General features: G+C 42.9%; 26 protein-coding genes. 12 read left to right on the top strand and 14 right to left on the bottom strand.

The genetic code is table 11. The features are described 5' to 3' along the window. Window positions 1–11: 11 nt before the first annotated feature. Complete coding sequence (locus OH460_RS20595; RefSeq protein WP_269999338.1) at window positions 12–443, top strand: PaaI family thioesterase; 432 nt, start codon at window positions 12–14, stop codon at window positions 441–443. Window positions 444–626: 183 nt separating this feature from the next. Beyond that, the gene (locus OH460_RS20590) at window positions 627–1,718 is read left to right on the top strand and encodes a transporter substrate-binding domain-containing protein (protein WP_269999337.1); all 1,092 of its coding nucleotides are present in this window, start codon (window positions 627–629) and stop codon (window positions 1,716–1,718) included. 28 nt (window positions 1,719–1,746) lie between these two features. Here the strand turns inward: OH460_RS20590 and OH460_RS20585 are convergent, their stop codons facing one another. The 10 genes from OH460_RS20585 to OH460_RS20540 all read right to left on the bottom strand — a co-directional run bounded on the left by OH460_RS20585 (window position 1,747) and on the right by OH460_RS20540 (window position 9,236). Continuing rightward, entirely contained in the window at window positions 1,747–1,962 is a 216-nt protein-coding gene (locus tag OH460_RS20585) for a hypothetical protein (RefSeq protein ID WP_269999336.1), read from the bottom strand. Window positions 1,963–2,168: 206 nt separating this feature from the next. Beyond that, window positions 2,169–3,515: a hypothetical protein gene (locus OH460_RS20580; protein ID WP_269999335.1), complete on the bottom strand. Its 1,347-nt coding sequence runs from the start codon at window positions 3,513–3,515 to the stop codon at window positions 2,169–2,171. Further along, a complete protein-coding gene (locus OH460_RS20575) occupies window positions 3,512–4,309 on the bottom strand; it encodes a JmjC domain-containing protein (RefSeq protein ID WP_269999333.1) in 798 nt (265 codons plus the stop codon). Before OH460_RS20575 ends, OH460_RS20580 begins: the two co-directional genes overlap by 4 nt. Next, window positions 4,306–5,151, bottom strand: a complete 846-nt coding sequence (locus OH460_RS20570; protein WP_269999331.1) for an aKG-HExxH-type peptide beta-hydroxylase — start codon at window positions 5,149–5,151, stop codon at window positions 4,306–4,308. The genes OH460_RS20575 and OH460_RS20570 overlap by 4 nt, the downstream gene beginning before the upstream one ends. A gap of 52 nt (window positions 5,152–5,203) precedes the next feature. Further along, window positions 5,204–5,341, bottom strand: a complete 138-nt coding sequence (locus OH460_RS20565; RefSeq protein ID WP_155647292.1) for a hypothetical protein — start codon at window positions 5,339–5,341, stop codon at window positions 5,204–5,206. A gap of 375 nt (window positions 5,342–5,716) precedes the next feature. Next, on the bottom strand, window positions 5,717–6,631 hold the full coding sequence (locus tag OH460_RS20560) for a VirK/YbjX family protein (protein WP_269999328.1): 915 nt from the start codon (window positions 6,629–6,631) through the stop codon (window positions 5,717–5,719). Window positions 6,632–6,905: 274 nt separating this feature from the next. Further along, window positions 6,906–7,046: a hypothetical protein gene (locus OH460_RS20555; protein WP_162884293.1), complete on the bottom strand. Its 141-nt coding sequence runs from the start codon at window positions 7,044–7,046 to the stop codon at window positions 6,906–6,908. Between the two features lie 39 nt (window positions 7,047–7,085). Continuing rightward, window positions 7,086–7,361: an HU family DNA-binding protein gene (locus tag OH460_RS20550; RefSeq protein ID WP_004741779.1), complete on the bottom strand. Its 276-nt coding sequence runs from the start codon at window positions 7,359–7,361 to the stop codon at window positions 7,086–7,088. Between the two features lie 353 nt (window positions 7,362–7,714). Further along, the gene (locus tag OH460_RS20545) at window positions 7,715–8,413 is read right to left on the bottom strand and encodes a VC0807 family protein (RefSeq protein ID WP_004741780.1); all 699 of its coding nucleotides are present in this window, start codon (window positions 8,411–8,413) and stop codon (window positions 7,715–7,717) included. A 250-nt stretch (window positions 8,414–8,663) separates the two neighbouring features. Beyond that, on the bottom strand, window positions 8,664–9,236 hold the full coding sequence (locus OH460_RS20540) for a YceI family protein (RefSeq protein ID WP_269999327.1): 573 nt from the start codon (window positions 9,234–9,236) through the stop codon (window positions 8,664–8,666). Between the two features lie 276 nt (window positions 9,237–9,512). Here OH460_RS20540 and OH460_RS20535 point away from each other — a divergent pair, with 276 nt between their 5' ends. Next, entirely contained in the window at window positions 9,513–10,229 is a 717-nt protein-coding gene (locus OH460_RS20535) for a DUF1826 domain-containing protein (RefSeq protein ID WP_239936773.1), read from the top strand. Between the two features lie 70 nt (window positions 10,230–10,299). Here OH460_RS20535 and OH460_RS20530 read toward each other — a convergent pair whose 3' ends face one another. Beyond that, window positions 10,300–10,647: a VOC family protein gene (locus OH460_RS20530; RefSeq protein ID WP_239939643.1), complete on the bottom strand. Its 348-nt coding sequence runs from the start codon at window positions 10,645–10,647 to the stop codon at window positions 10,300–10,302. 78 nt (window positions 10,648–10,725) lie between these two features. Continuing rightward, window positions 10,726–11,427, bottom strand: a complete 702-nt coding sequence (locus tag OH460_RS20525) for a helix-turn-helix transcriptional regulator (RefSeq protein WP_269999326.1) — start codon at window positions 11,425–11,427, stop codon at window positions 10,726–10,728. A gap of 167 nt (window positions 11,428–11,594) precedes the next feature. Between OH460_RS20525 and OH460_RS20520 the strand changes: the two genes are divergently transcribed. From OH460_RS20520 to OH460_RS20510, 3 genes are all read left to right on the top strand, one after another. After that, entirely contained in the window at window positions 11,595–12,029 is a 435-nt protein-coding gene (locus tag OH460_RS20520) for a RidA family protein (protein WP_008217422.1), read from the top strand. 66 nt (window positions 12,030–12,095) lie between these two features. Continuing rightward, window positions 12,096–12,965 carry a DMT family transporter gene (locus OH460_RS20515; protein ID WP_269999325.1) on the top strand — a complete coding sequence of 290 codons (870 nt, stop codon included), beginning with the start codon at window positions 12,096–12,098 and terminating at the stop codon, window positions 12,963–12,965. A gap of 372 nt (window positions 12,966–13,337) precedes the next feature. Continuing rightward, window positions 13,338–15,224 carry a methyl-accepting chemotaxis protein gene (locus OH460_RS20510; protein ID WP_239962373.1) on the top strand — a complete coding sequence of 629 codons (1,887 nt, stop codon included), beginning with the start codon at window positions 13,338–13,340 and terminating at the stop codon, window positions 15,222–15,224. Between the two features lie 136 nt (window positions 15,225–15,360). Here OH460_RS20510 and OH460_RS20505 read toward each other — a convergent pair whose 3' ends face one another. Then, window positions 15,361–16,212, bottom strand: coding sequence for an alpha/beta fold hydrolase (locus tag OH460_RS20505; protein ID WP_269999324.1), 852 nt, complete (start codon window positions 16,210–16,212; stop codon window positions 15,361–15,363). 101 nt (window positions 16,213–16,313) lie between these two features. On the opposite strand from OH460_RS20505, the gene OH460_RS20500 reads away from it, so the two are divergent. Then, window positions 16,314–17,207, top strand: a complete 894-nt coding sequence (locus OH460_RS20500) for a LysR family transcriptional regulator (RefSeq protein ID WP_269999323.1) — start codon at window positions 16,314–16,316, stop codon at window positions 17,205–17,207. Window positions 17,208–17,234: 27 nt separating this feature from the next. Here the strand turns inward: OH460_RS20500 and OH460_RS20495 are convergent, their stop codons facing one another. Next, window positions 17,235–17,636 (bottom strand): ACT domain-containing protein, encoded by a 402-nt coding sequence (locus tag OH460_RS20495; protein WP_061031528.1) that lies wholly within the window; start codon window positions 17,634–17,636, stop codon window positions 17,235–17,237. 475 nt (window positions 17,637–18,111) lie between these two features. Here OH460_RS20495 and OH460_RS20490 point away from each other — a divergent pair, with 475 nt between their 5' ends. From OH460_RS20490 to OH460_RS20470, 5 genes are all read left to right on the top strand, one after another. Next, window positions 18,112–19,704 carry a S8 family peptidase gene (locus OH460_RS20490; protein ID WP_239936781.1) on the top strand — a complete coding sequence of 531 codons (1,593 nt, stop codon included), beginning with the start codon at window positions 18,112–18,114 and terminating at the stop codon, window positions 19,702–19,704. Between the two features lie 469 nt (window positions 19,705–20,173). Next, a complete protein-coding gene (locus OH460_RS20485) occupies window positions 20,174–20,989 on the top strand; it encodes a TauD/TfdA dioxygenase family protein (protein ID WP_171730598.1) in 816 nt (271 codons plus the stop codon). Window positions 20,990–21,300: 311 nt separating this feature from the next. After that, the gene (locus OH460_RS20480) at window positions 21,301–23,079 is read left to right on the top strand and encodes an ABC-F family ATP-binding cassette domain-containing protein (protein WP_269999322.1); all 1,779 of its coding nucleotides are present in this window, start codon (window positions 21,301–21,303) and stop codon (window positions 23,077–23,079) included. Between the two features lie 208 nt (window positions 23,080–23,287). Next, on the top strand, window positions 23,288–24,151 hold the full coding sequence (locus tag OH460_RS20475) for an AraC family transcriptional regulator (RefSeq protein ID WP_061031524.1): 864 nt from the start codon (window positions 23,288–23,290) through the stop codon (window positions 24,149–24,151). A gap of 233 nt (window positions 24,152–24,384) precedes the next feature. Next, window positions 24,385–26,433 (top strand): ATP-binding response regulator, encoded by a 2,049-nt coding sequence (locus OH460_RS20470; RefSeq protein WP_171730600.1) that lies wholly within the window; start codon window positions 24,385–24,387, stop codon window positions 26,431–26,433. Window positions 26,434–26,451: the final 18 nt, after the last annotated feature.

The raw sequence follows: 26,451 nt of genomic DNA, 5'->3' as shown, positions 1-26,451 counted from the left end.
TAAGGGAAAGTATGAAGGTTTTCATTCCTCACAACCATAGCCGTTGCCAAGTGTGCAGCCAAGGTTTTTTCGCAGACGGCCCCATTTGTTTTGAAGCCGTTGGCGTGCATGAAGCTTTAACCAAGAAGGAAGTTCTAGTTAAATATGAAGCTTTTGCCAAGATTGTACCAACAGATAAAGTTGAGGGCTACGATGGCATCATGCAGGGCGGTATTGTCACCACATTACACGATAGCGCGATGCTGCATTGCTTGTTCCAAAACAGCATCAATGCGATGACAGTGAGTTTAACGTCTCGCTTTCATCATCCAATCTTCATTGGTCAAGAGTTAGAAGTTCGCGCACATTGGGTCAAAAGCAGACGCAACATTCACTTCTTAGAAAGCAAAATCACTCAGAATGGGAAGCTGTGTTCATCGGCACAAAGTCAGTTTATGTCTTAGGTTTACAGCCCAATGTTTTGCAGAATAATTAGGGTTCTCTATAGTTAAAGTAACAACTATTAAAGCTAGGGCAGCATTGAATTTATCATAAACTTTTTCACTTATGAGGACGCTAAGGTGTGTTCGTTAGGCGAGCCTTTGCACTCGATTCAATTCATCGCTGCCTTTTTTGGAGGGCTGCTGATGCAAAAATTCTTCAAATCGACACTTCGATACTGTGCTCTTTCAATCGTTTTACTTTTTCCATTCTTCAGCACTTCTGCTTCATCTGCTCCGCTTAAAGTTGGCGTTTACCCTTGTCCTCCTTTCGTTATTGGCTCGATGGATAATGAGTGGGATGGCCTCAGTATTGAGCTGTGGGAGAAGATCGCCAAGGATATGGATGTTGCGTTTACGATAGAAAATCACCCCCTCGATGACTTACTCAGGTCGATAGAGACGGGGCAAATCGATATTGGTGTCTCTTGCATCTCAATCACGCCAGAACGTGAACTGTTCGCTGATTTCTCGCACTCATTCTATGAAACCCATCTTGCTATCGCAGTGAAGAAGAAAGGCTATCTGGAGACGTTACACTCGATATTCTTGAACCCTGCGTTATGGTTGATCATCGGTGTGGTGGTAATCATCGCAGGTGTCATTGGCGCATTTTTCTATATGCTCGAGCACGGTGAAAACCAGAAGCTCTATTCGATGAAAAGCCGAACTGGACGCTGGCTAGAGAGTTTTATTCTCGGATTACTTTTCATTACTCGAGGTCCATTCAATTACTTTGAGTTTAAGAGCTTAACAGGGCGAATCGCGACGGTGTTCATTGGTGTATTCAGCATGCTTTTTATTGCCAGTATTACCGCTGTGTTAGCGAGTAAACTTACACTTAGCCAAGGGTCTTCTCAGATCAAAGGTATTAATGATCTAGCGAATGTCGCAGTAGGTGCTAAGGTCGCGACTACGTCCTCTCTGTTATTGACGAGCTTCGGTATCAGACACGAGAATTATATCGATATGCCAAGGCTATTGGCTGCTTTAGAGGAAGGAGAGGTAGACGCCATTGTAGCTGATGATGTGGTGCTCAAATATATGATAGGTAACGGTAGAATGCGCGGCCAATTTGAAGATTTAGAGGTGTTACCGTATCAGCTAGAGAAACAGAACTACGGTTTTATCATTACTGAGAATAACCCTTACGAAGAAGAGATTAACCGCGCTCTGTTGCAAATTCGAGAGTCTCGCAAGTGGCGTAAAATCCTAGTCGAGTATTTTGCGGACAATTAACCGAGACAGCGAAACAAAGCATGAGGCATTAGCTATCAGTCTGCTCTGATTCCAACGCTGAAACTTTACGCTTTTTGAAATATTTAACACCTGTCCAAACGACATAAGCGGCAACAAAAACAATTAACGCAGAGCGGAGTAGGATAGGCGCGTCATGCTCTAATTGCTTAACATGGGGTGCGATACTGGCGAACAATCGGCTGGTAAAAAGCATCCCCATTACAAACATAACCACTTTATTCATCTGACTCGCCACTCAATTAGACACGTTACACAGAATACGTTCTCGGTTGGTTGGGCTATCAATAAGGCCAAGAACGATTCTGCTCGGAAATAAAAGCATGCGCTTCTAGTATGGCATCGTCAACGCGATATCAACCAAAACTCAGTAAGCTAACATTTCGTTTTTGGAGGTGCTCTACTTTAATGTTATCCGTTACTAGGCTTAATTTATTGACGAACCTGGAGAATCAAACGAGACTTTGAGTCAGATTCGATCTTCTCTTCTAATTCGGCTCTTTTCTTTTTATCCAAAAAAGCGTCCCATTCATCAAGTAATAGCGTCTCTTGCGTGTTGTTGAGTAACCAATCTAGGCATTTCTTGGTGTACTCTCCGTCGGAAATATCTTCTTTATTTAGCTCCGACTCCCAAGGCCAGCATACGCGGTACGAGGGGTTGAAATACAGAGCGCCGGAACTTCGTTGATAGTCTTTAAGGTAAGTGGTTTTTCCAGAACCGTTCGAACCAATAACAGAGAGATAGCCGTTACGATAGCTCTGAAGTTCATTTGCGCTGACTGGTTTATTGGTTTGATTATCTTTGAGCTCAATAGTAGGCGTATCTATTTTAAATGGTGCTTTGGTGTCATTAAATTTGGTGAGTAGCCTAAGCTGCCCTTTTATATTAGGTAGCAGGATAATTATCGATACTAATTCGTTTGCCGAAGCAAGCAGATGGTAGATACGAGTCAGGTTTACCACAATCCCCAGTTTAATCGCTGCATCTGTTTGAGGTGAAAACAGCAAAAACACGACTAAAGAAGTGGTGGGTAAGAGCGAAAATAAAGAAGTGATTAGCATCGCAGCGTATTTACTGCGAGCCTCTTTCATTCGAGATGAAAGATACGCCTCGGTACTCAGTCGTGTATCACTCTGAAAACTGTCACGATTAATAGACGAGCCGTGATGATAGTTTTCATGGATGGCCGATAATTTCTTGGTAAGGATTGAGCCTTGAGTATTTCGAGTCTCCGATAGCCCCTCCATTCTTTTGGATATGTAGATCTTGTAGGCAGCAATAAAGAATGCGCTGACCAGGATTGAGAGAGCAAATCGATAGTCTAAAACCACACTAATCACTAATAAGCTCAAGCTGAAGTTTAGTAGTGCAGAGATAGAATGAAATGAATAACCAATAACGCTAATGATGGTCTCTTTACCTTGAGAGACCAGAATACCTTTGATGTTATCGGTGTCAGTTTTGTTGGTGCACGAACCGTAGATCGTTGTGGCAGCAGACCAAAAGTCACTTAGTGCAGAGCACAACCAAGCCTCCCGAGACATGTCACTGAAATATGACACACAGTAAGGCAGCACCATACACGTCAAGTAAACAGCGGCCCACAGTTTGAAATCAACACTGTCGAAGCCAACATTATTGACTTCGTAGATAATTTGAACGGATGCGTAAACAGAGATTGCGATAGATAGCTGGTGTATACCCGCAAAGGAGATTGCCAACCAAGAGTGCTTATTGAACAGGCTTAGCGCAATAGATCTTACTGATTCAAACTTCATACAGGGAATATCCGTTTAGTGCTGTAATTTCGAAAGGCGTGTGCTTTGTTCTTTCTGTATCTAAGGAAATTAGCGTGTAACGACTCGATCTCCTCCTTAAGCGCTATATGGTCTTCCGCACTAATATTATCGAGCCTTGTCTGGTGTGTAGGTAAGCACGCCCACTTTAAAAAGTCCGATAGCGTAGGCGTAACAATACTGTAAGTCACATGGAACGATTTACGTGATTCCGAAACAGGGTTATGAGCAACTCCTTTAGGAACAAAGAGGAGATCACCTTCGCTGAGTACGATATCGTCTTGGTTCTCGCTAAATTGCCAGCGCTTCTGACCAGCCAGTTGTTTGACCAACACATGGTGGTCGTCTTTATGGTATCCAAATCCGCTGATTGAACCGTAAGAAACATACAAATTAGCTGATGATTCACAATGAAGAAGCTCGCTAAGTTGCCGAGTAGTCGATGAAAAGTAGCCTTTGAACTCATCAATAGAGTCCATAGCAAACGTACCTCCAACAAGAAACTGGTCGTGTAGCTTATCGTTTCTTATATAGAGATTGGTTTTCCCATGTTTATTCATGCCTTTGGTGGAGACTAATTCTGTTTGTTCGGTCCCATTGCGGAAAAACCTAGCTCTGTCACTCGTCATTCTTGCACCGGACAACAATGTCTCTATATGGTCGGTGATGGGGGCGCTGTCCCCGTCTAGTGCGCGCATCAGCTGGGTCTTGTTAGAAAGCCGGTTGTTAACCAATAGGGCACCGATGAAGGCCTGCTCCTTCTCAGAAAAACTCATATTTTCTCCAATTTTGCGTTGCACACTTCTAATATCTCTTTCCCTCTTGGTTTCAATAAGTGGGATTCTAAACAAGATTGGATTGACGTTAGTGTTTGCGCTAATAATTGTTCTGTTGGCGGGTGAGCACAAAATTCTTTTGGTACGATCGATAACTCGTGTCGAAATAAGAGTAACTCGGTTCCTACAACTGCACTGTGGTATGACTTATCGAGAGGGCGAGATTTATTTAAGACTGCAGAACGAGTCCAGTTCTCTTCCTTATACATATTTTCATACGAATAAAGGCCTCTAATCAGTTCTTCAATAAATAAGAGGTTATGTGTTAATTCATGAACGAGGAACTCGACTCGGTTATTTATACACCAATGTGTTTTAGGGTTTACCCAAATAACACCTGGCATACCAGAGGTGCTTCCGCCACTTGCTTGATCTGAGCGCATGAAAAATATGACATTAATAGCCAACTCGAAAACTTCATGGAGGTCAGGTGATAACTCTTTTAGATAGTCTAGAGAGAGTAAATAGTCGGCCATCTCTTCTGAAGTTACATTACATGTTGAGTTAGATATAATGTCCGACTGGGATAAGTCGTCGAGTTTTGACAAGTTATAACCTGTAGACAACTCACTACATAGGTTTGGCTCGTTTATCTTAAGTATCTGATTGTTTTCTGAGATGTTATCCAGACCTATCGGAATGAATTGAGATATTGTTTGTATATACGAATCTTTAAGGCGTTGCTTAGCATTCTCTTGAGTTAAACCATTGATGTCGTTTTTTCTTGAATAGAGATCTAGAAAATTCTTTTTAACCGTGTTTGAACCAAGTGAAAAATACATATTGTCCTCCTGTAACCTGCTAGCTAATATAAAGCTAGCAGGTTAGTTTTAGTTACTCTTGGTCTTCAAAAGCGATCATGTTTCGACGATCATTACCGTTGTTTGGTCCATCCCAATTTAATTCACATAGGTTTAGTTCTTCGCTTTCTGGACCATTAAAATCAGCCATGACGTTTTCAAAATTAATCATTTTACAATCTCCGTTATTGGTTTTAATTAATGAGCCTATTTTTGGCTCGGCGCTATTAATTGTATAAATAAGATCTTCTTGCAATATGAATTATCCGTAGATTTCTAGATATGCAACGTAATGCTCAAAAGTTATGGTTTTGTTGATATAATGTTATCAATACAATCTCACTAGGAGGTCAAAAAATCACCGCTTTGAACTTGCTTCTTATCCTGTTTTTCTCTCTAGATTTAAGGTAGGGCTTTGGAATTGTGCTAATTAGTGAGGAGGGAGATTATGGGGACGTGTTAAAAAGCCCCGTGAATACGAGGCTTTCTTTGTGTCACAAGTCACTTATTTGCGGATGTTAAGAAGGTGTGGCGAGTTTACACTCTCTCAACTTGCTTTCGCTAAATCTACGTTTAACGTAATAGGAGCCTGTAGGTGAGGGTTAATAGCGGCTCTGAGATCCTCTTCATATTGGTCCAGCCAAGCGTAACGTTGGCGGTATAGCTTTCGTTTTTGGCGTTTAAGCGGCTCAAGATCCTTTCTTGTTGCGCGTAAAGGCAACACGTAAAAGCACTTGTTATGTTGTGCTCCGTTATGCTCTTCCCAAAGCTCATCATATTTTAGAGTGAAATTTTTACTTTTCTTTCCATACCTAAGTAAATTGTACGCATGGCTTGCTTCGTTAACTGCATAAATATTTCTAATATCGAGGCCTACCGCCAATAATCGGAGTGTCTCGACTATGAATGATTTAGGTCTTAAACCGTAAATCGCTTTAGTAAATATACGGCTGAACCCGTTACCATTAGCACCACCTTGAACACCACCGATATAGATATCATTGTTAAAGACAGAGAAGGATAGGGTATACATCTTATTCAATTGTGAGTCAGTCAGAGATAGGGTGAGTTCACCTTCTTTCCTTGAATTACGTTCGAAACTGAGGTTTAAGAGGTAAGTTAGCCCATCAATTTCTAACTCCATGATATTTAGCGTGTCATTGTATATTTTGAGTCGAGCTGGCTTGTTGAAGGTATCTTCAAACCAGTCGTAATGCTTTGATAAAATCTCGATTTTTTGCTTTCTATTAAAGCCATTACATAGATAAGGTGTGACAAACTTAGATAGAAAGTTCGGATGCTTTTTGAATAAGAGCTTTCTCTCATCAGAATCGAAGTTCTCATTCATTTTTTTCATATCTGAGTAGTAAAACAGTGCTCTAATTGTAAACTTAGCTATTGCTTTGTACTTGCCCTTGTTTTTATGGGCATTAGCTTCAATTCCCATACGAACTACATTCATAATCACCTCAAAAGAAGAAGCATTCCCCGAACACATCCGCGTCGGGTTTTACGTTCTTTACACTCTTAAACATCAAGGCTGCGATGATAATGAAAAGTGAAATTTAGGTATGTATGGGTATGTATGACAATGTAATAGGAACAATTACTTAGTGTGTGGAATTTGCGAAGAGTAAAACGGCTAGATCTCAGATATTTTGATGGTTAATAAAAATGCCACTGCAAAGGTGCAGTGGCATTGTTTATCTATCGCTTGTTATCAACGCAGGGCTAAATTAAAGCTCTAACAGTTTGGCCAGTTCACGCTCTTCTAGAAGCTCTTCAATACGTTGTCGAGTTTTAGGTGCTTGGTTTTCTGTTGATTTACCTGCTTTTTTAACGCGACTGCTTTTGGCTTTTTCCTTTGGCGTAGTCATCGTCATTTTCCTTAAAGTTCTGCGTTTTAGGGCGCTAGCTTAAAGGTTGCACGCCTCTTTTAGCGCTTTACCTGCTTTGAATGCTGGTGTTTTAGATGCAGCGATTTGAATTTCTTCGCCTGTACGTGGGTTACGACCCGTGCGAGCGGCACGAGTGTTTACTTTGAAGCTACCAAATCCAAGGATCGCTACTTCATCACCGTTAGCAAGCGTTGTTGAAATACCTTCTACAAGTGCATTTAGCGCGTTACCCGCTTGTTCTTTTGAAATGTCTGCAGATGTAGCGATGTGTTCAACTAATTGAGATTTGTTCATATTCTTGATTCCTTAGTGAGTAAGGCTGGTGTCTACCTTTGGCACCTAGCTTGAGTGATCTTATCAACACCAAGTACGATATTGTCAGTGATTGGGTAGGGCTTTGTTAAGTAACCAACAAGATCGTTTAGAAAAGCATCAATTGACAGTCTAATACAAGTTGTTGATTTTTAGCGTTTTAAATACGAATAGTAAAAGAGCTATCAGGAATTTTAGAGTTTGAGGGAGTGGGTGAGTCATCATCGTGCCAATTATCTGCAACCTGAGTTATTCGTTTTACTTGATGATAGATAAAGCAAAGCCCAGCGAATTGCTGGGCTTAAGGTATTCAGGTTGAGCTGCTCTGAGTGAGCTTATTTATTGGTAACAAAAATTTGCTCTGTTTCTAGTGAGGTCATGTCACGAACTTGGCGCCAGATGTAGTAAAAAATACCTAACATCATAAGCAGGCTTGGAATCGCAATTGCAGGGTAGCTGTATAGAGTCAATTTACCGAGTTCTTCATTGAACGCCGCAGTACCAGCAGGGCTAGTAACAATCCAAGTCGCCAGGAAATAGTTCATCGCAGAAGAGAATGCGAACGTGCTAGCGAACATGTAGTTTGACGTCATTAGGCAACGATCAAACTTAGCTTGGTTTCCAAATTGCTTTAAACGCTCTTCAATTAGAGCTATGTTCAGCAATGCAGGCGTGAAAATCACTTTTTGGATGAATGGGTAGCGAGTAAAGGTAGAGCCAAGTACCGCTAGGCCAATTAAGCCAGGGATTAAGGCTTCTTTTAGAGCTAACCAACGCGTGTCTAGCTCGAAGAAACCAATGCCACCAGTTAGTAACACGCTGACAAAGCCAAGTGCAGCGATGAAGTTAAATTTCTTGTTGCGGATTAACTCCATGCCACCGTAAGCAATAGGGAAGGCGAGTGCGACAAGCAGTGCTAAGCCAGTTCCGAGGTGCTCTTCTCCGCTGAACTTCATTAGGATAAATGATGGAAGAAGGACGTTAAATACGACTTCAAAAAGAGGACTCGATTTTTTGTTTTCAGTGTTACTCATAATATCTAAATACATTGTGTTATGGATTTATTCTCAGGGATTGTTGTTTACCTCGACTGAGATGTAAAGCCTAAAGGGGTCATGCTATGTAACGACATGTGACACCGACGACATTAACGCCGCTTCCGAGTGGTAGATTGGAAGTTCGAGGAGGAGTGTGTGAGGTTTGGAGTTACGCCCACTCATCAGGTAACGTTGTGATTACCTGATGAGTGTTAGGGCTCGTGTTAACTCACTCTGTAATCGACCTTTATTTATCGAACATTAAGTTGAAGTTGAGTGGCACCTTATCGGAAAGCGCTAATCCGCCTACCGTTGCTGAAAGTTTGTTTAAGTTGTCGGTCGAAATACCAAAATCTGCGCCATTGACGATGACCGTGGATGTTGAATTCACCATGACAAAACCGTCAGAGGGTACGACCATAACAGGGAAGTCGATGCTTTTGGTCACGCCGTGCAGAGTAACTTCCGCTGCTATCGTCGTATTATTTGGTTCACCTGTTAACAGAGAAGGCTCAACGGATCCTGAGATCTTAACTTCAGGAAAGTTCATTGACTCAAAATACAGCTCGTTGAGTCTTTGATCACGAATGGCCACGCCTGTGCTAATACTTTTCAGGTCCAATACGATTGAAAATTGCCCTTCTTCGGTAAGCCCGCCGGACGAAGGCTTGATGGAAGCGGGTTCAACGACGAACTGCTTCTTAATGGTTGCGAATGTGACATTCGACAGCTTCGGATCTAATGTGTAGCCGCTTTCTGCAAAAGACTGCGCTGATATGACGGTGCAAAGAAGCCCGATTGTTGTAAGTAGTTTTTTCATAAGTTGTCACCACATAATGGATTGCCAGTTGAACCAAATAGCGCTGTTCGTATTCTGAACAACTTCGAGAAGTATAGGAGCAAGCTCAGCTCACCACCTTACTCATGCGCTAAATTCGGTAGGGGGTACTCATCTCATATTGGTACTTATGGAACCATGATCTCCTGAGTTGTTTCAATGTATACTGTTATGTTATAACGTTTCTTTAATTTGTTCTTTTGGCAAACATAGATATTGCCTCTAGAGAATACGAGCGCGCAGCAAGGAGATGAGATCATGAATGCCGTTTTAGCTGAACCTTTGACAACGAGTTGTAATCAATCGTCAAGTATTGATGGAGTGCTGACTCACAAAGGGCAGGAGGGCCGAAATCCATCTTGTAGTGCTGCTCCATCCCCGACCGTGTTGGCTGACATTTATCAAGATGATATCAATGTCGCGATATGGCAGCGTAACTTTGATGAGAGTTTTGTATCTGAAATCAATGAATTTATTGCGGCTAACCCAAATTTTAGTAAGTCTGTTAGCGTGTCACCTGCAAACGCTTTTGACAAATTGGAATTTGCTACAGACGGAACGGCTTCAAAAGCCCTGCTAGAAAATATGGCTGAGCTGGTGGACATGTTCTGTTGCTTGTTTGAGCTTGAAGAAGTTGGTCTCCGTTTGGCTGTACTGAACAAGGCAATGTGCCCTCGCTTTCATTTTGACCAAGTACCTTGCCGACTGGTGACAACCTATCATGGTATTGCGACTCAATGGTTAGAGAATGGTGCGGTTGACCGCTCTAAACTCGGTCGTGGAAGTAATGGCCAGCCAGATTCAGCATCTGGCCTCTACAATGACGAGTCTGACATCCAGCAAATGGCCGTTGGTGATGTGGCGTTATTGAAAGGAGAGCGTTGGAGCGGTAATGAAAACAGAGGCCTTGTCCACCGTTCGCCTGTCACTTCATCTGAAGAACCTCGATTGTTACTGACGATAGACTTCGGTTAGTTCTTTTTGGCTGATGAGCTAGATGAGATGAGATGAGCAAGCAACTAGAGTGTCGCTTGCTCTTTTTCATTTAGGCGAAGATTCGAATGCGGTGGCCGTCTGGGTCAATCGCGACAAAGTTGATACCAAACACGGACTCTTCTGGTGCTTGTTCAAACTGGATTCCTTTCGCTTTCCATTCTTTATAGAGGTTTTCCAGAGCTTGCTTACCTGTCATTGCTATCGATAGCTCAGTGCCGCCACCAGTTGGCGTTAGAGCGTCAGATTGCTTGAGGGTGATCTTCACATTGCTTGCAAAAGTTAAGGCTGCAAATGTCGGAGATAGCAGTGTTGGCTCACAATCAAAGGCTTTGGAATAAAAATCCATGCTGCGGTGAATGTCAGTGACATAAAGGACAAATGAATCGATGGTAAACATGACTGCTCCTAGTTAGGTTATCTGGTGTGGTGCTTCTTTGGACCACAGGAATATATCTCTAACTAGTGACAGTTTTTGTCAGTAGCGAACCACTTTGTCTGTAATCCCTTCCATGCTTTGCCACTCTTTGAGTAAGCTATTCCGTGACTTTGAATACTTTTCTTCCAGTATGGTCAATTCGTTAATCCTATCCAACCTGAAGTTTCGATAAGCACTGCGTGTTTCACACCAAGCGACCAATACATAACAGTTTTCAAATACGCCGATCAGCATAGGCCATACGACCCTAGAACTGACTTTTGCCTTGGCGTCTGTATATTGAATTTGAGCTTTGTTTTGTTGCTTAATCGCTAACTTTATCTCCGACAGTTCAAAACCTAAATCTTCAACCCCAATGATTGAAGCAACACGAATGATATCTTCACTGCGTTTAGCCTGATGATCTGAAGGGAGCACGGCCGAGATCTTGGCAATCGCATTTCTAGCCGATTCACTGAACTCTCCATTAGCTTGCTTAGCGACCCATTCCGCTCCGAGTCGCAACGCTTCTAGCTCTTCCGAGGTGAACATCATTGGTGGCAGAGTAAAGGTAGGTTTGAGCTGGTAGCCCACACCAGCTTCTCCATCGATTTCCGCGCCTTGTGCTTGTAGTGTTGCAATATCACGATAGATGGTACGTGTACTGACATTCAGTTCTTGAGCAAGGTGATCGGCAGGCACGGGATATTTGTGACAGCGCAATAATTGAAGCAAATCAAAGAGGCGTTGGCTTCGAGACATAAGAAAACTCTATGGACATAACGACTTATAAGATTAATCGAATGATAAGGTGAACGCTAGGTTACCCCCATAGATAACTGATTTAATGAAAATTGTTTGTTGACTTAAAGTTAAGTTGAAGTTTTACACTCCCTAACGTTAAAAACACAGCTTAATAGGTCAAAAGAATGTCACGTAAAAGATTGAAATTTTATAATCCTGAAAAACTTTTTAACCCAACTTCTTTTGGTTTTTGCCATACGGTGAAGACCTCCGCGAACGGAGAGTTTGTTTTTATTTCAGGGCAAAGCGGTGGTGAAGGGCTAGAACATGAATTGGTGGAAGACTTTCGTCGTCAAGTCCAGGTTGTATTATCTAACCTTGATATTGCTTTGAAGGCTCATGAGATGGATTTTAGCGATGTCGTAAAGATTACCGTTCTAATCGTTGAGCATGATTCAGATAAACTGCATATCTGGAGTGAAGAAATGCTCAAACGTTGGTCTGAAGAGCGCTTACCCGCGAGTACACTGATTCCAGTACCTAGACTTGCGTTAGATGAAATGCTAATTGAAGTCGATGCTGTGGCCTTTAAATCTGAAATATCGAGTAGTAATAAATAAGGCAACCTTTTCAGCACATCTCATTTTTACTTTTCATCAGATTAATTCCTCTGGGCAATATTAAACATGCTAAAAAATTATTTAACGTTAATCGCTATCGGGCTAATTTGGGGTTCCCAATTTGTTTTTCAAGAAATCTCACTTCAAGGGTTCTCTCCAGTCTGGGTTGGGACACTTAGAGCAGTGCTAGGTGCAATGACACTTATTGTTATATGTAACCTTATAAGAGTTAAAAGCATTAGCAATCAGTGGGGGCTTTTTGCTCTTATAGGGCTATTAGAAGCTGCGATCCCTTTTATTCTTGTGCCTTGGGCACAGCAGAGCTTATCCAGTTCAATTGCGGCGATACTGATGGGCACACTCCCTTTTTATGCGTTATTGCTAGCACCTGTTTTTATAAAAGATGCAAGAATAACCAAGGGGAACGCTGTAAGTGTCATCGTCGGCTTTAGTGGGTTATTAGTCTTATTCTCCCCAGAGCTATTATTGACTACTGGTGATATCAATTTAATAAGTGCCACTGCCATTATGGTTGCAGCGGTGTGTTTCGCTATTGCATTACTATTACTTAATCGAGTGAGAGGTGAGCATCCATTGATTGTTGCACGAAATGTACTTTGTATGGCGAGCATTCAACTGATGTTAATTGCGTTTTTGACTTCGCCAATCGTCAGCGTTAAGCCTACCGCTTCATCAGTGTTTTCGTTGGTTTACTTAGGAGTGATGTGTGCAGGTATTGTTTATTATCTTTATATGATGAGCATACAAAACGCCGGGCCAGTATTTACTTCAATGACGAACTATCTTGTACCCGCTGTGGGTGTGTTCATCGGAGTATTACTTGCGAATGAGTCTGTTCACCCCACAACATGGTTAGCGTTGGTTATCATTTTATCAGCACTGTTTATCAATCAAAAGCTAGCCAAAAACCATTAGCGGCTGTTTAGCAATATGGAGATTCATTTCTTTTAAAGTGAACAATAAATGGCATAGGTCACGTCTCTTTATAGATAGAAATTAAAGGTCTCGTAACGACGAGGCCTTTTGGGTTGGCTTGTGATTGATAACGAATCAACACGCGCGGCATTTATTCTCGACATAATAACGAGGAAGTGGAATAGAACCTTATCCAATGATATTCGACCTTTTGGTTTGATCTGGATCTATTTTTCGGCTCACATATACCTTAAATACAATATCTTAGGGCATTTTATAATTTATTTTAATGTGTAAAATATATCAGCTTGCTTTAAGCGTGGGAACGGTTCTGTTTCTGCGGGCTATTTATATAAAAATTATAGGTTTCCTATGTTAAAGAAACTCTCACTTAAGAATAAGCTGGCGATCTCTGCCAGCCTTGCCATCATCCTGGGGGGGATTTTGGTTGAAGTACTTTCATTTCGTGCTTCATTGCAGCGATTGGATACAGAGGTTGAACAGCGCTTAGAAGGTGCATCGGCTTCTTACAATCAATATGTATCGGATTGGATCTTATCCAAAGAGCGTGCGCTTACTTCTCTGTCTCAAGAGTCCCGAAAGGAAAGTTTGGTTACTCACCTGAAACAGGTTCGCGATTCTGGCTCTTTTGATAATGTCTTCCTAGCGTATCCTGATGGCTCACAAGAGAATGCCAACGGGGTAGTGCTACCACCGGGGAATGATGATCCTCGTTTGTGGGGCTGGTATACCAATGCGGTTGCCAATCCAAGTAAGGTTTTCATGGACAACCCTACGGTTGCAGCGGCAACAGGAGCGAATGTAGTGTCACTGGGCACCGCAATGCAATTGCATGGCCAACAGGTGGTATTGGGGGCGGATGTTGAAATTACCGACATTCTGAACAGCCTTGAGCAAGTAATTCTTCCAGGTGAAGGTTACATGTTTATCGCGACCAACAAGGGCACGGTTTACACGCACGCAGACACTAAGCTACTGAACAAAGATATCAGCTCACTTGGTTTGAACTTTTCAGATGTGCAAAAGGCGTTGGTAAGCGGTAAGGACATTTCCATTGAGTTGAACGGGACTGATTATGTGCTGTACGCACGCACGATTGATGGAACCAATCTAATTACGATTAGCGTGGTGAATCATGACTCTTTGGTCGCGCCACTCTTTGATGCTGTTATCGGTCAGGTGTTGGTGACATTGCTGGTGGTTGTGGTTTGTACTGTACTATTTAACTTACTTTGCACCATTCTATTCCGTCCACTGAATCATGTGTCTCAAGCTCTGGCGCAAATTGCGAACGGCAGTGGTGACTTAACTCAACGCATTCATGTTGATAATCAAGATGAAGTGGGCGAGCTTGCTCAGAACTTCAATACGTTTGTCGGCAGCTTGCAGCAGCTAATCGGCCATATCCGTAGTCAATCTGAGCAGTTGAACAGCCAATCTGAACAGAGCGCACAACGTGCAAACCTTTCGGTGAATGAGCTAAACCATCAACAGCAAGAAATCACGATGGTCGCTACGGCCGTGACTGAAATGGCGAGTGCAACGCAAGAGATCGCATCGCATGCAGAGCAAACGGCAAAAGCCGCGCAAGACTCAGCGACGAGCACCAACAGCGGTCACGCATTAGTTGTCGACACTAAAGGTTCCATCAATAACCTAGCGAATGAAGTGAACGAAGCGGGTAGTGTGATCAGCGATCTGAATAAACACGCTCAAGAAATCTCAACTGTATTAGCCACCATTCAAGGCATTGCGGAGCAAACGAACTTGCTTGCTTTGAATGCCGCTATTGAAGCCGCTCGTGCCGGTGAGCAAGGTCGTGGTTTTGCCGTAGTAGCCGATGAAGTTCGTGTGCTTTCTCAGCGCACTCACTCTTCAACGGAAGAGATTAAGGCAACGATCGATGTTCTACAGCGCACTACAGCGCAAGCCGTTGAACTGATGGAGACGAGCTCTAAGCTAGCAATACATTCAGTAGAAGATGCGGATCGAGCTTCTCTCGCGCTAGAAGAGATAAACACGTCGGTTGCCTTGATTAGCGACATGGCGACTCAAATTGCGACTGCAGCAGAAGAGCAAACCCATGTAACGGGTGAGATCACTCAGAATATTACGACCATTAAAGATGTGACTGACCACTTGGTGGTAGGTGCTCAGGACAGTTTAACTGAGTCGAATGAACTTAAGAGCCAAGCCGCTGGTTTAAGTGACAAAGTGGCGACTTTTAAGCTTGCTTAAGCATTTAATGGACTGATGCCTGATCAGCCTGTTTGCGTTAAGCAATAAGCCAAAGCGACGTACATTGCGTCGCTTTTTTTGTGCTTGCTAGTTGCAGTCTTCTGATTCTCGAATGTCTGTTAGACAGGTCGTTGGTTTAACCTAGTAGGTGATGACACATTAGCTCAACAAACTCCTTGGGTGTTTCGAACATCGGAGTATGAGATACACCTTTAAGCGCCACTAGTTCAAGCGAGCCAAATGTCTCTTTTAAAGGCAACCACATATCCAAAGGTGCGATGCTGAAATCAAGCTCACCAATGGCGACTGTAACATCCAGTTGGTTAGCATGGGGTAGCGTAGCGAGGTTTATTTTGCCAAAGGCATCACCCCAGAGCGAATCCAGTAGCGCCGTATTGGTTGTAACTTGCTCCCAAAGGGGGAGCTCATTAAAGCTAGGATCTGCCCAACGCATCGGGCCTAGTCTATGACACAAGTGCGCAAACTTCCTATGTGGTTCTCTGTTTATATCGTGTTCAAGCTTTCCAAGGCTTTGCTCCAAAAGGCGCTTTCGCTCGTGTGAGGCATTGTTCTCCCAGTAAAGAAATTGCTTAGCTTTCATCGCCTCCGACAGGTTTGGCGGAGCACCTACTACCATTACTTTATTAATCTGAATATCGGTCAAACTCGCGAAATGGAGTGCCATGTACGCGTGTCCGGAATGCCCCAGAATACTGGTTTTACGAATATTGAAATGATCGCAGGTAGCTTCAATATCCTTGGAAATAATGTCTAGAGTGATGGTGTTGTTATGCTTGTCGTTTAAGGTTTGAGCAAAGCCTCGATGATCTAGGTACAGACAAGTAAAGTGATCGTGAAGCCTTGTTGGAATCACTCTTTTGTAATAATCAACACTGCCAATAATCAATAATTTCGGTCCTTTACCATGCTGCTCTACTTTGAGTTGGTATCCATCGCGCTCAAAAATTTTCGATTTGATTGCTGTCATAATTTGTTCTCCTTAGCGAATTTTCTGTACCTTATCGTGATAAATAATCCTGAAAAATAGGCTAATATTAGATTCAGTATTAGCAGTTTTGGGATAATGAATTGGAAAGGATCGATAACGCTTGGTTGAACTCATTTATTTGTGTCTTTGAACAGAGTAGCTTTGTAAAGGCATCAGAACGCTTGCTAATTCCTAGCTCAACGGTAAGTAGACATGTTCAACAGCTTGAAGCTGAGCTTGGCAATAAATTGTTCTACCGGACAACCAGAAAGGTGACGCCAACTTCGGCCGGTGAAATGCTTTACAACGAAATCCGAGAGCCTCTTCGTCAATTGAGCCAAACATTGCAAAACGTCAGCATTTCAACGGAGTCAATGAAAGGCAGTATTCGCGTGAGCTCACCAGACATCCCTTTCATTGGTGATGTGCTCGCTGATTTTGCTCTTAGCTACCCCAATGTTTCTCTGTTTTGCGAACACAGTACGTCGATAGAAAGCGCGTTAAACAGCGATCCTGATATCGTTATTAGTTTTGAGCGAGGCTTGCTTGATGATCGTGACTGGGTTTCACGGCCATTGTGTCAATGGGAGAGTTCGGTTTTAGCTTCGCCATCTTGTCTGGCGGAATATGGCTCACCGACCACAGTTGAGGAGCTGTCCGCAATGCCTTGTATTTCAAGTTACAAAGCTTTTGCTGGTAACCCCTGGATATTTAGTGGGCCAGAAGGCTTGAAGAGTGTGGCTATCAAGTCAGACATCAATGTTGATGGCGGGTTTATCGCTAAAGCTATAGCTGTCAAAGGGTTAGGTTTTGTAGCGTTACCAAGAGAATTCTGTCGAGATGAGTTGGACCGGGGCTCGTTGGTCGAACAACGGTTAGACCTTGAATTAGCCCCACTAACGATTTACATCCATTATCGGTCAATGAGCTATCACACGCATCTCACCAAGCTCTTGGTCAGCTTTATCCGTGAACAAGCGAACTCATCTACTTAGAGCGCTTATGTTACTAGTTCGCTTCTGCTAGTTTGCTTCTGAGAATTCTCGAAGTGCGCTCATGGCTTGATCAGCTTTGTGCTTTTGGACGAAGATATGATCGTGATAATAGCCTGCAATCACATTGGCACTGATGCCGTACGAGCCAAGTTTAGTCGCAAAGGCGGCTGTTAACCCGACGGCTTCTAGGCTCGAGTGTACCGATAAAGTGATCATGCTAAATACACCGTCGAAACTTAACTGCGCTTGAGTCGCCACTTCTTCTGTCAGCACCAAAGTTAACCCTTCTTTTTCTCGAAAGGTCGCCATCGGATTGAGGTGGACATAGTCGGCTAGTCCTCCATCTACCGTACAAAAAACATAATCACCTTCAATGAGCTCAGGTGACATGGACTTTAACAGAATGTCTAAATCGGTAATGGCGGTCATCGTTTTCCCTGTGTAATCGCGTTGGTTTATGGTGTTGGGTAATGTAGCCAAGATAGAGATAAGCTGCCTGCGAGTACAATTAATAATATTTATTCACTATAAGCAGGACTAATCACCTTTAATTTTGATGCTGTATTTTTGAGTTTTTGCGGGATTTTTGGTGTGTAATATGTCAATAGTGAAGATGATACCTCTCACATACACCATTTTTAACCAACCATTCGACTTTTGTTAAAATTAGAGCTTTTGATCAAATTATATAAAATGTGATTGCATAAGCTTTTCAAAATAGTTTGCCCCCACTCGAAGTTCCTAGTGAGATGAATATAAATTAATAAGCAATCTCATTCGTATTGTCTTAGGTTGAATTTGTAACACTGTTGCTTCACGTATTGAGCGTATAACGCTAGCTGTCTGCATTTTCGTGTTTGTCGTAGGTAACAACCAACAAACCTAAAATATCAAGGAACAAGCTATGTTAAAGAAAGTATTAAGTTGTTGTATTGCAGCCACATTTGGTATCTATTCTGCATCAAGTTTGGCTCAAGGTTCGGCTTTAAATTCAACTGAAAACTTACAACAACCTATTGCTCCACTGATGTTGGCTTCATCAGATGATGCGATCACTGATCGTTATATTGTTGTATTGAAACAACCGCAGATGCTAATGAATGACGCGGCTGGATTACAGCAGTTCACTCAACAAACGGTAGGCCAGATGGCCAATTCGTTTTCAATCAAAACAGACGATGTTTTTGATAGCTCCATTATTGGCTTTGTGGCAAATCTAGACGCAGTTCAATTAAAGCAACTCAGACGTGATTCTCGCGTTGAATATATAGAACAAGATCAAATACTCAGTATCGATCCTGTTGTTTCAAATGAAGCCGTTCAAAGTAACGCGATTTGGGGGCTAGACCGAATTGATCAAAGAAGTCTTCCTTTGGACCGAAACTATAATGCCAATTTTGATGGCTCTGGCGTAACAGCATACGTGATTGATACGGGCGTTAATAATAATCATGAGGAATTCGGCGGGCGCTCGGTTTCTGGCTATGATTTCGTGGATAATGATGCTGATTCGAGTGACTGTAATGGGCATGGTACCCACGTTGCAGGAACGATTGGCGGTAGCCAGTACGGTGTGGCTAAAAATGTCGATATTGTTGGGGTAAGAGTACTTAGTTGTTCGGGTTCAGGAACCACATCTGGCGTAATATCTGGTGTGGACTGGGTTGCTCAAAATGCATCAGGGCCTTCAGTCGCCAACATGAGCTTAGGTGGCGGTCGTTCAACCGCATTGGATAGCGCGGTACAAGGCGCAATTCAATCCGGCGTGAGCTTTATGTTGGCAGCGGGTAACTCAAATGCCGATGCGTGTAATACATCACCAGCTCGTGTACCAAGTGGTGTGACGGTGGGCTCCACAACCAGCTCTGATTCGCGTTCAAGCTTCTCGAACTGGGGCAGCTGTGTTGATCTATTCGCACCGGGATCTCAAATTAAGTCTGCTTGGTATGATGGCGGCTATAAAACGATTAGCGGAACTTCCATGGCGACGCCACATGTTGCGGGCGTTGCAGCCTTGTACTTACAGGAAAACAATGGCTTAACACCGCTTCAACTCGCAGGGTTACTGAACTCAAGAGCCTCGGAGAATAAGGTTTCTGACACAAGAGGAACCACCAATAAACTGCTGTATAGTTTGACTGATAGTGGCTGTGAACCGGATTGCGGTGGTCCAACACCTGGACCAGATCCAGATGGAAAACTAGTCTCTGGCGTGCCGGTTAATGGACTGAGTGGCAGCCGAGGGCAAAAGGATTACTTCTACATGGACTTAGAGCAGGGTCAACAGCTGACAGTGGTCACCATTGGTGGCACAGGCGATGCGGATCTGTATCTACGTTTCGGGGATAAACCAACGCTTAGTACGTGGGACTGCCGACCTTACCGATCGGGCAACAGCGAGACTTGTACGGTGAATGTCACCCAAAGCGGCAGATATCACGTGATGTTGAATGCATACTCGGCGTACAGTGGTTTGACGCTTCAAGCAAACTTTTAACTTTTGGTTTGAACAATGGTTTCAAAAAGTTACTCACTAGTTTAGTCAGTTCAGAAGACTGATAACCAAAGCCCACCCTGTTGTGGGCTTTGTTTTTGGTTTGTAGGAGGCAACAAAAGGATATGGCGTTGCTTGCTTTGGTTGATAAGCAGGAATTGGCGGTACTTCGACGAACTTTCGGTTACGTCTCAGAAAAGCTCGAAGTTTGTATGCTAGATTTAATAGTGATACACAACTGGAGATATCGATGATCTGGCTTTCGGTGAAAGTACTACAGATTGGACTTGTCTACGGATACAGGAAGTATCAACAAACAAAAAGAGCTCCAGTGTAGGGGCTCTTTTCTTTTGTTTTTCGAATAAACGCGTTTTATGTTGCGTGGTAAGGAAAGAAAAATCGGTTCTGTCCGGTTTAATAACGAGTAGCTAAATGACTTCCCCTTAATATCTCTTAACCGATAAGCGAAAGTATGTTGAAAATTGAACCCATTACACCTCACATTGGCGCTCGTATTCATGGATTAAGTCTTTCGGATTGCAGTGAGAGTGAACTCGATGATGTGTACAAAGCACTTGTTACTTATCAAGTCATTTTCTTGGATGAACAAAGCCTCTCTCCAGAACAACACTTAGCACTTGCAAAACGGTTTGGAGATCTCGAACCCGCTCATCCTTTCTTTCCGCGTGTAGAACAAGTTCCGCAAGTCAGTGTGATAGAAACTACTCGAGGTAATGCGCCAATGGAGAGTTATTGGCATACCGACTTAACTTGGCGGGAGCTGCCATCTAAAGCCTCTCTATTACATGCTCAACATGTACCGGATGTCGGTGGCGACACGATTTGGTGTTCAATGACCGCAGTGTTTGATTCATTAGATGAAAGCATGAAAGACAAGCTAAGGGGCTTATCGGCAACGCATTCGTTAGTCGCATTTGAGGGTATTGAATCGGACCAAATCGAGCTAGATTGGCATAAGTCGCTGCTGAAAACTGCGCAAGAAAACCCGCCTGTGGTACATCCCTTAGTGCAAGTTCATCCAGAAACGGGCAAAGAGACGTTATATATCAACGAGCAATTTACCCGTTACATCAATGAGCTTGAGCGTGAAGAAAGTGATTCATTACTTAGCCAGCTGTTTGAAATTGCACGACGACCAGAATATCAAGTGCGTTTTAAATGGAACAAGGGCTCAATGGCGATATGGGACAACAGGGTCACTCAGCATTATGCCGTTATTGATTATGGTGATACTCCACGAAAAATGCACCGGGTAACAGTCACCTAACGTTGTAAATCAAGCCCAAGACGAAGCGACTAAATATTTTGACTCATCGATTAATGTGATTTACTTTTAGCGCTAATGTTCAACTCAAGACAAATACAAGGAGGATTTTTATGAAAGTGTGTGAATTTAACTTCGCGCATATTTTTTGGTACGACCAAAACTCAAGTTTTAACACTATCGTGCTGCGATAACCAAAACTTGAGCGAAGCATTTCAATATAACCTTCAATAGAGTTTCTTCACTCTAGTTTACTTGGTTGTTGTCAGCGAATGACGACAGCGCTTTGTTGCGCTTGAAACTTGAGTAAACAAATGACTACATTAATATCTACATCATCCATTTCTTACGATCTAACATCATGCCGCCTATTTGATGGGCTTTCCTTTACCATTAAAAAAGGTGACCGCATTGGCCTTATAGGCAGTAATGGCTGTGGCAAAAGTACTTTATTACGTCTGTTAAACAAAGATTTACCAGACTTTGTGGGGAATGTTTCCTTTGCTTCGAATGCCGTAGTTGCTTTGATTGAGCAACACCTACCCAAGCGACTGTTGAGTCTCTCAATGCTTGATGCTGTGACCGATAACCTTCCTTTAAACATGCAGCAAACAGAACAATGGCGTGCGCAAATTACTCTTTCTAATTTAGGGTTTGATGAAAGCTATTGGAACCAGCCAATAGGCACTTTAAGTGGCGGTCAATACGCGCGAGTGTTAGTCGCGAGAGCATTGATTCTTGAGCCAGATGTCCTGTTGCTAGATGAACCAAGTAACCACTTAGATCTACCGACGTTACTTTGGTTAGAGCAGTTTCTGAGAGACTGGAGAGGGACGTTTGTCATGGTTTCGCATGATCAACGATTACTCGACCACGTCACTGATTCTACTTGGGTGTTACGTGACAAAAGGATACTTAGCTTTAGCCAAAGGTGCACCGAAGCTCGAAAAGCATTGGAAGATAAAGATCGAACGGATGCTGAAAGGCAACAAGCAGAAAAGAAAGAGATCGATCGCATCGAAAAGAGCGCTCATCGTTTAGCGATTTGGGGGCGTGACTTTGACAATGAAGGTCTGTCACGAAAAGCAAAAAGCATGGAAAAGCGAGCCGAAGGGTTACGCTCGACCATGACTCGTTTAGACTCCGTTGAACCATGGACACTAAGTTTGTCCGGTGAATCCATGAAGGCCAATCGACTACTTGAATTGTCGGAGGTGCCAATTACCGCCGCTGACGACCAAGCGCCACTGTTTGAAGTGCTGTTCCAACAGATAAAGAGCGGTGACCGTGTTGCTGTGTTAGGCAAAAATGGGTCGGGTAAGTCATCGCTTCTGAAAGTACTGTGGGCGAATTATCAGGCGTCTCAACTTGGAGATAATGATTATTTTCACCCCAATGCCGAAGTCGGGTATTACGATCAAAGCTTGCACCAATTACGTGATGACCATTCACTACTGGATTCACTTTACTCATTTTATCCTGTGTCTCAGGAAGCTAGGAAAATGGCTTTGATTAGCGCGGGTTTTTCCTACGAAAGGCACGAGAAAAAGATCGCTGAGCTGAGTGGTGGAGAGCGTTCACGACTGCTGTTCGTTGGGCTATCGCTAGCGAAGTATCACTTCCTGTTGTTGGATGAGCCCACTAACCACCTTGATATTGAAGGTAAGGAAGAGCTTGCGAATTGCTTAACTCAATTCGACGGGGGACTACTGTTGGTCAGCCATGATCGAGAGTTGATCGAAAAATCATGCAATAGATTCTGGTACATCAATGACGGTCAACTTATGGAAATGACTTACTTAGATGCGGTGTATGAGGCGATGTCTGTCAGCCATCAAGGTCATAACGTGGAACCTTGCTCTGCGACGATTCAGTCTAACTCTAAAGCCTGTGTCGATTCAGGTTCTGAGCTGCTTAAAACAGATGATCAGCAGTCGCAAAATGATGAAGAGGGCCTTTTAGAAAGGCTATTCGAGCTCGAAGAATTACTCAGTAAGGACCAAGCTCGTAAAGCAAAGCATCAGAAGCCTGATCTGCAAGTGAAATGGCAGCAAGAAATAGTTCGGATTAATGCGATGTTGGAACTGAACTAGCCCAGTTTGTAATGCAGTAGGCATCACAATGCTCAATATCTATTGTTGAGTAGGATTAGGCTCTTTAGTGCTGTATTGGCTAAAGAGCCTTTTGTTATCACTTAATATAGAATTAAACACAACAGTTAAGTCAGTCTCGCAATCTCAATCAGGCGAACTTAACGCCTCGTCGGTATTATCTCTTCGAATTCTTTATTGGGTAACAAAAATGAATGTAGCGAAACATCATGAACGACGAATACGAAATGTGTGTGACTTCATTGATAGACATTTGGATGAGTCATTAACTTTGGAACAGCTGAGCTCAGTGGCGGCGAGTTCAAAGTACCACTTTCACCGGATCTTTAAGTCGTTTATGGGGATTAGCACTATTCAGTATGTGTTGTTTGCTCGGTTAAAGCGCGCTTCTTTTCGTTTAGCTTTTGAGCCCGAGTACAGTGTCACCGATATTGCATTGGAGGCTCACTTTGAGAGTCTTGAAGCCTTCTCTCGAGCATTTTCGAGGCACTTTGAGCAGACACCTTCTCAATTTAGAAAACAACCCAACTGGCCATATTGGCGTTCAAAGTATGAGTTTAACTCACCAAAGAGTGGAGAAAAGATAATGGATGTGAAAGTCGTCGATTTTTACGAAACAGAGGTTGCACTGATTGAGCATAAAGGAAGCCCAAAGCTGGTTTACAATACTGCTGCTAAATTTATTGATTGGAGGAAGTCGACGGGTTTTTCTCCGGTAAAAACCAGTGACACATTTGGTGTGGCTTATTCTGACCCTTCAGATACCCCTGAAGATGACTATCGTTTCGATATTTGCGGAAGTCATAACGGGGATGTGCCAGAAAATATGTTTGGTGTTAAGAAGGGGACTATTCCGGGTGGTCGCTGTGCGGTTGCTGTTCATAAGGGCAACCATGATTTAATCGCTGACACGGTCAGCTACTTATATCGTGAGTGGTTACCTAAGAGTGGCGAATCTTTGAGGGATTTTCCGTGCTTTTTCCAGTACGTGAATCTAGTCCATGAGGTGGATGAATGTGATTTGCTCACTAACATCTACCTGCCGATACGCTAGCTTTATGTGTGACAGATAACACGTAATGAAATCAATATTAGGCCTCGTATCAACGAGGTCTTCATGTGTTTGGCAACTGGGCTGAAACAGATTAAATGCAAAAGCGCGTATATATTTGATTCAAACCTCACTGCTCGGAGGTGATGTGTAATATAATCGTTCGGTTATAATAAAAACAAAAACTCAATTATGAAATGAGTAAACGTCTGGGCTTAGAGAATAAAGAATTTCGTATGAACGCTATTCGTAAAGTTTATCAATATGCTGAACCGAATCTAACCCTCGTAGGTTGGATGGGTTTTGTCGGTTTCCCTGTTTACTTTGTTGTGTGGGAGTATCTGTTCCCGCAGCCTTATGAAAATCTGACTCTCCGCCTATTATGCTCGGTGTTGTTCTTCGGTATCATTTTCCGTAAACACGTTCCCTTCGAATGGCGAAAGTATCTACCTGCGTATTATCAAGTCGCGATTACGCTCTGTCTGCCGTGTTTCTTCTTCTACATGTTGCTAATGAACAATTGGTCCAATGTTTGGGTCATGTCTTTCATGTCGGCAATATTCCTTCATATTCTTTTGGTTCACGTCACAAGAGTGATGTTTGCACAAACCTTTGCCGGAATAGGGATTGCGACGTTGTGTGCTTGGGTGGCACAAGGCTTCTATCTTGAGATAAACATGAACTGGACGCATGTGCCGATTTTCTTGTTTATCTATCTATTCGGTAACCTGTTCTATTTCCGCAATCAGGTGGAACACGAGAATAAGGTATCCCTGGCAAAATCTTTTGGTGCTGGTATTGCACACGAAATGAGAAACCCTCTTAGTGGCTTGTTAACTTCTATTGATGTTATTCAATCGATACTGCCAAACCCAAAGAGTGGGGACATCAAAGAGCCATATGCGCTAAGCGTCGAAGAGTTAAAACAGCTGCGTGACGTCGGTGATGAGGCCATGGAAATCATCCATTCAGGCAACGAAACTATTGATCTGCTTTTAACGTCAATTGATGAGAATCGTGTATCTCGTTCTACCTTCAAAAAGCACTCCGCGCAATCAGTGATTGAGGACTCAATCGACAGCTTTAACTACAAGCGCGCTGCAGACAAATCAGCCATATCTTTGGATGTGCAAAACGACTTTGACTTCTTAGGGAGTGATACCTTACTGAAGTACGTGATGTACAACCTATTCAAAAATGCTTTCCATCATCGTAGCCCTGAAGATTTTCATATCCATGTCACCATGAGCAGTGATGACGTGACCAATCAAATTGTAGTGACGGATAACGGATCTGGGATTTCGAGTGATGCTATCCGTCGCATCTTCCAAGATTTCTATACGACAGGTAAATCAGGCAACTACGGGTTAGGCCTACCATTTTGTCAGAAGGTGATGCGCTCGTTTGGTGGTGAGATCAAATGCCAATCAGAGGTGGAACAGTGGACTCAGTTCACGATGACATTCCCATCCTTGACGTCAAATTCCGTCAATGAAATTAAGAGTGAATTGAGGAAATTGAAGTCGGTACTGATGGTGAGTGATCAAACCGTGTTGACCAAAAAACTGACTGAGATGTCTCGATTTATGGGATTTGATCTTACGACTTTGGATGTGGCGTCAGCACTTAAAAACAAAGAGTATCAGTTCGAATTTGATTTAGTATTCGTCGACATGGAGAGTTTGGATTTGAGGGCAAGCAGCCTTGATAAGCTCGAGTCTTTGTTGTCGTTTACAGAAGCGCGAATTGTTTACTTGTATGAACATCATCCTATTCAACGGGTGAGGAATATTTCATTTGAACCGATTTGGGTCGAAACTCAAGTATGGCTGCTGAATACCAAAGCAACGATTGACCGTTTATTGTTTGACTCGAATTACGTGATGCCCTCGGTGGCCGCTAAGCCGATTGAAAATGCAAATAAGCGTACCATTATGGTAGTGGACGATAACGAGTCTCTGCGTCGTTTCACGGCGATGTTACTGGAAAAGCAGGGTTTTGATGTCGTACAGAAAGAAGATGGTCAGCAAGCATTGGATGCGCTGGATTCAGACGATGTAGACTTGATCCTGATGGATATCGAAATGCCTATCATGGACGGTGTAGAAGCTTCTCGACTGATTAGAAGTGCGAATAAGCCTTACTCTTCGGTACCGATCATTGCACATACAGGAGACAGCTCGCCAGTCACGCTAGAGAAAATGGAGTCATCAGGAATGTCGGACTTTATTGTGAAACCAGCAGACAAGAACCGATTATTCGACAAGATTGCTCATTGGATATAGTGGTTCTAAACACAAGTG

The sequence above is a fragment of the Vibrio sp. Makdt genome (assembly GCF_027587015.1).
Taxonomy (GTDB): Bacteria; Pseudomonadota; Gammaproteobacteria; order Enterobacterales; family Vibrionaceae; genus Vibrio; species Vibrio chagasii_B.
The sequence above is the reverse complement of the archived record's forward strand: the minus strand, read 5'-3'. Positions and strand labels throughout refer to the sequence as shown.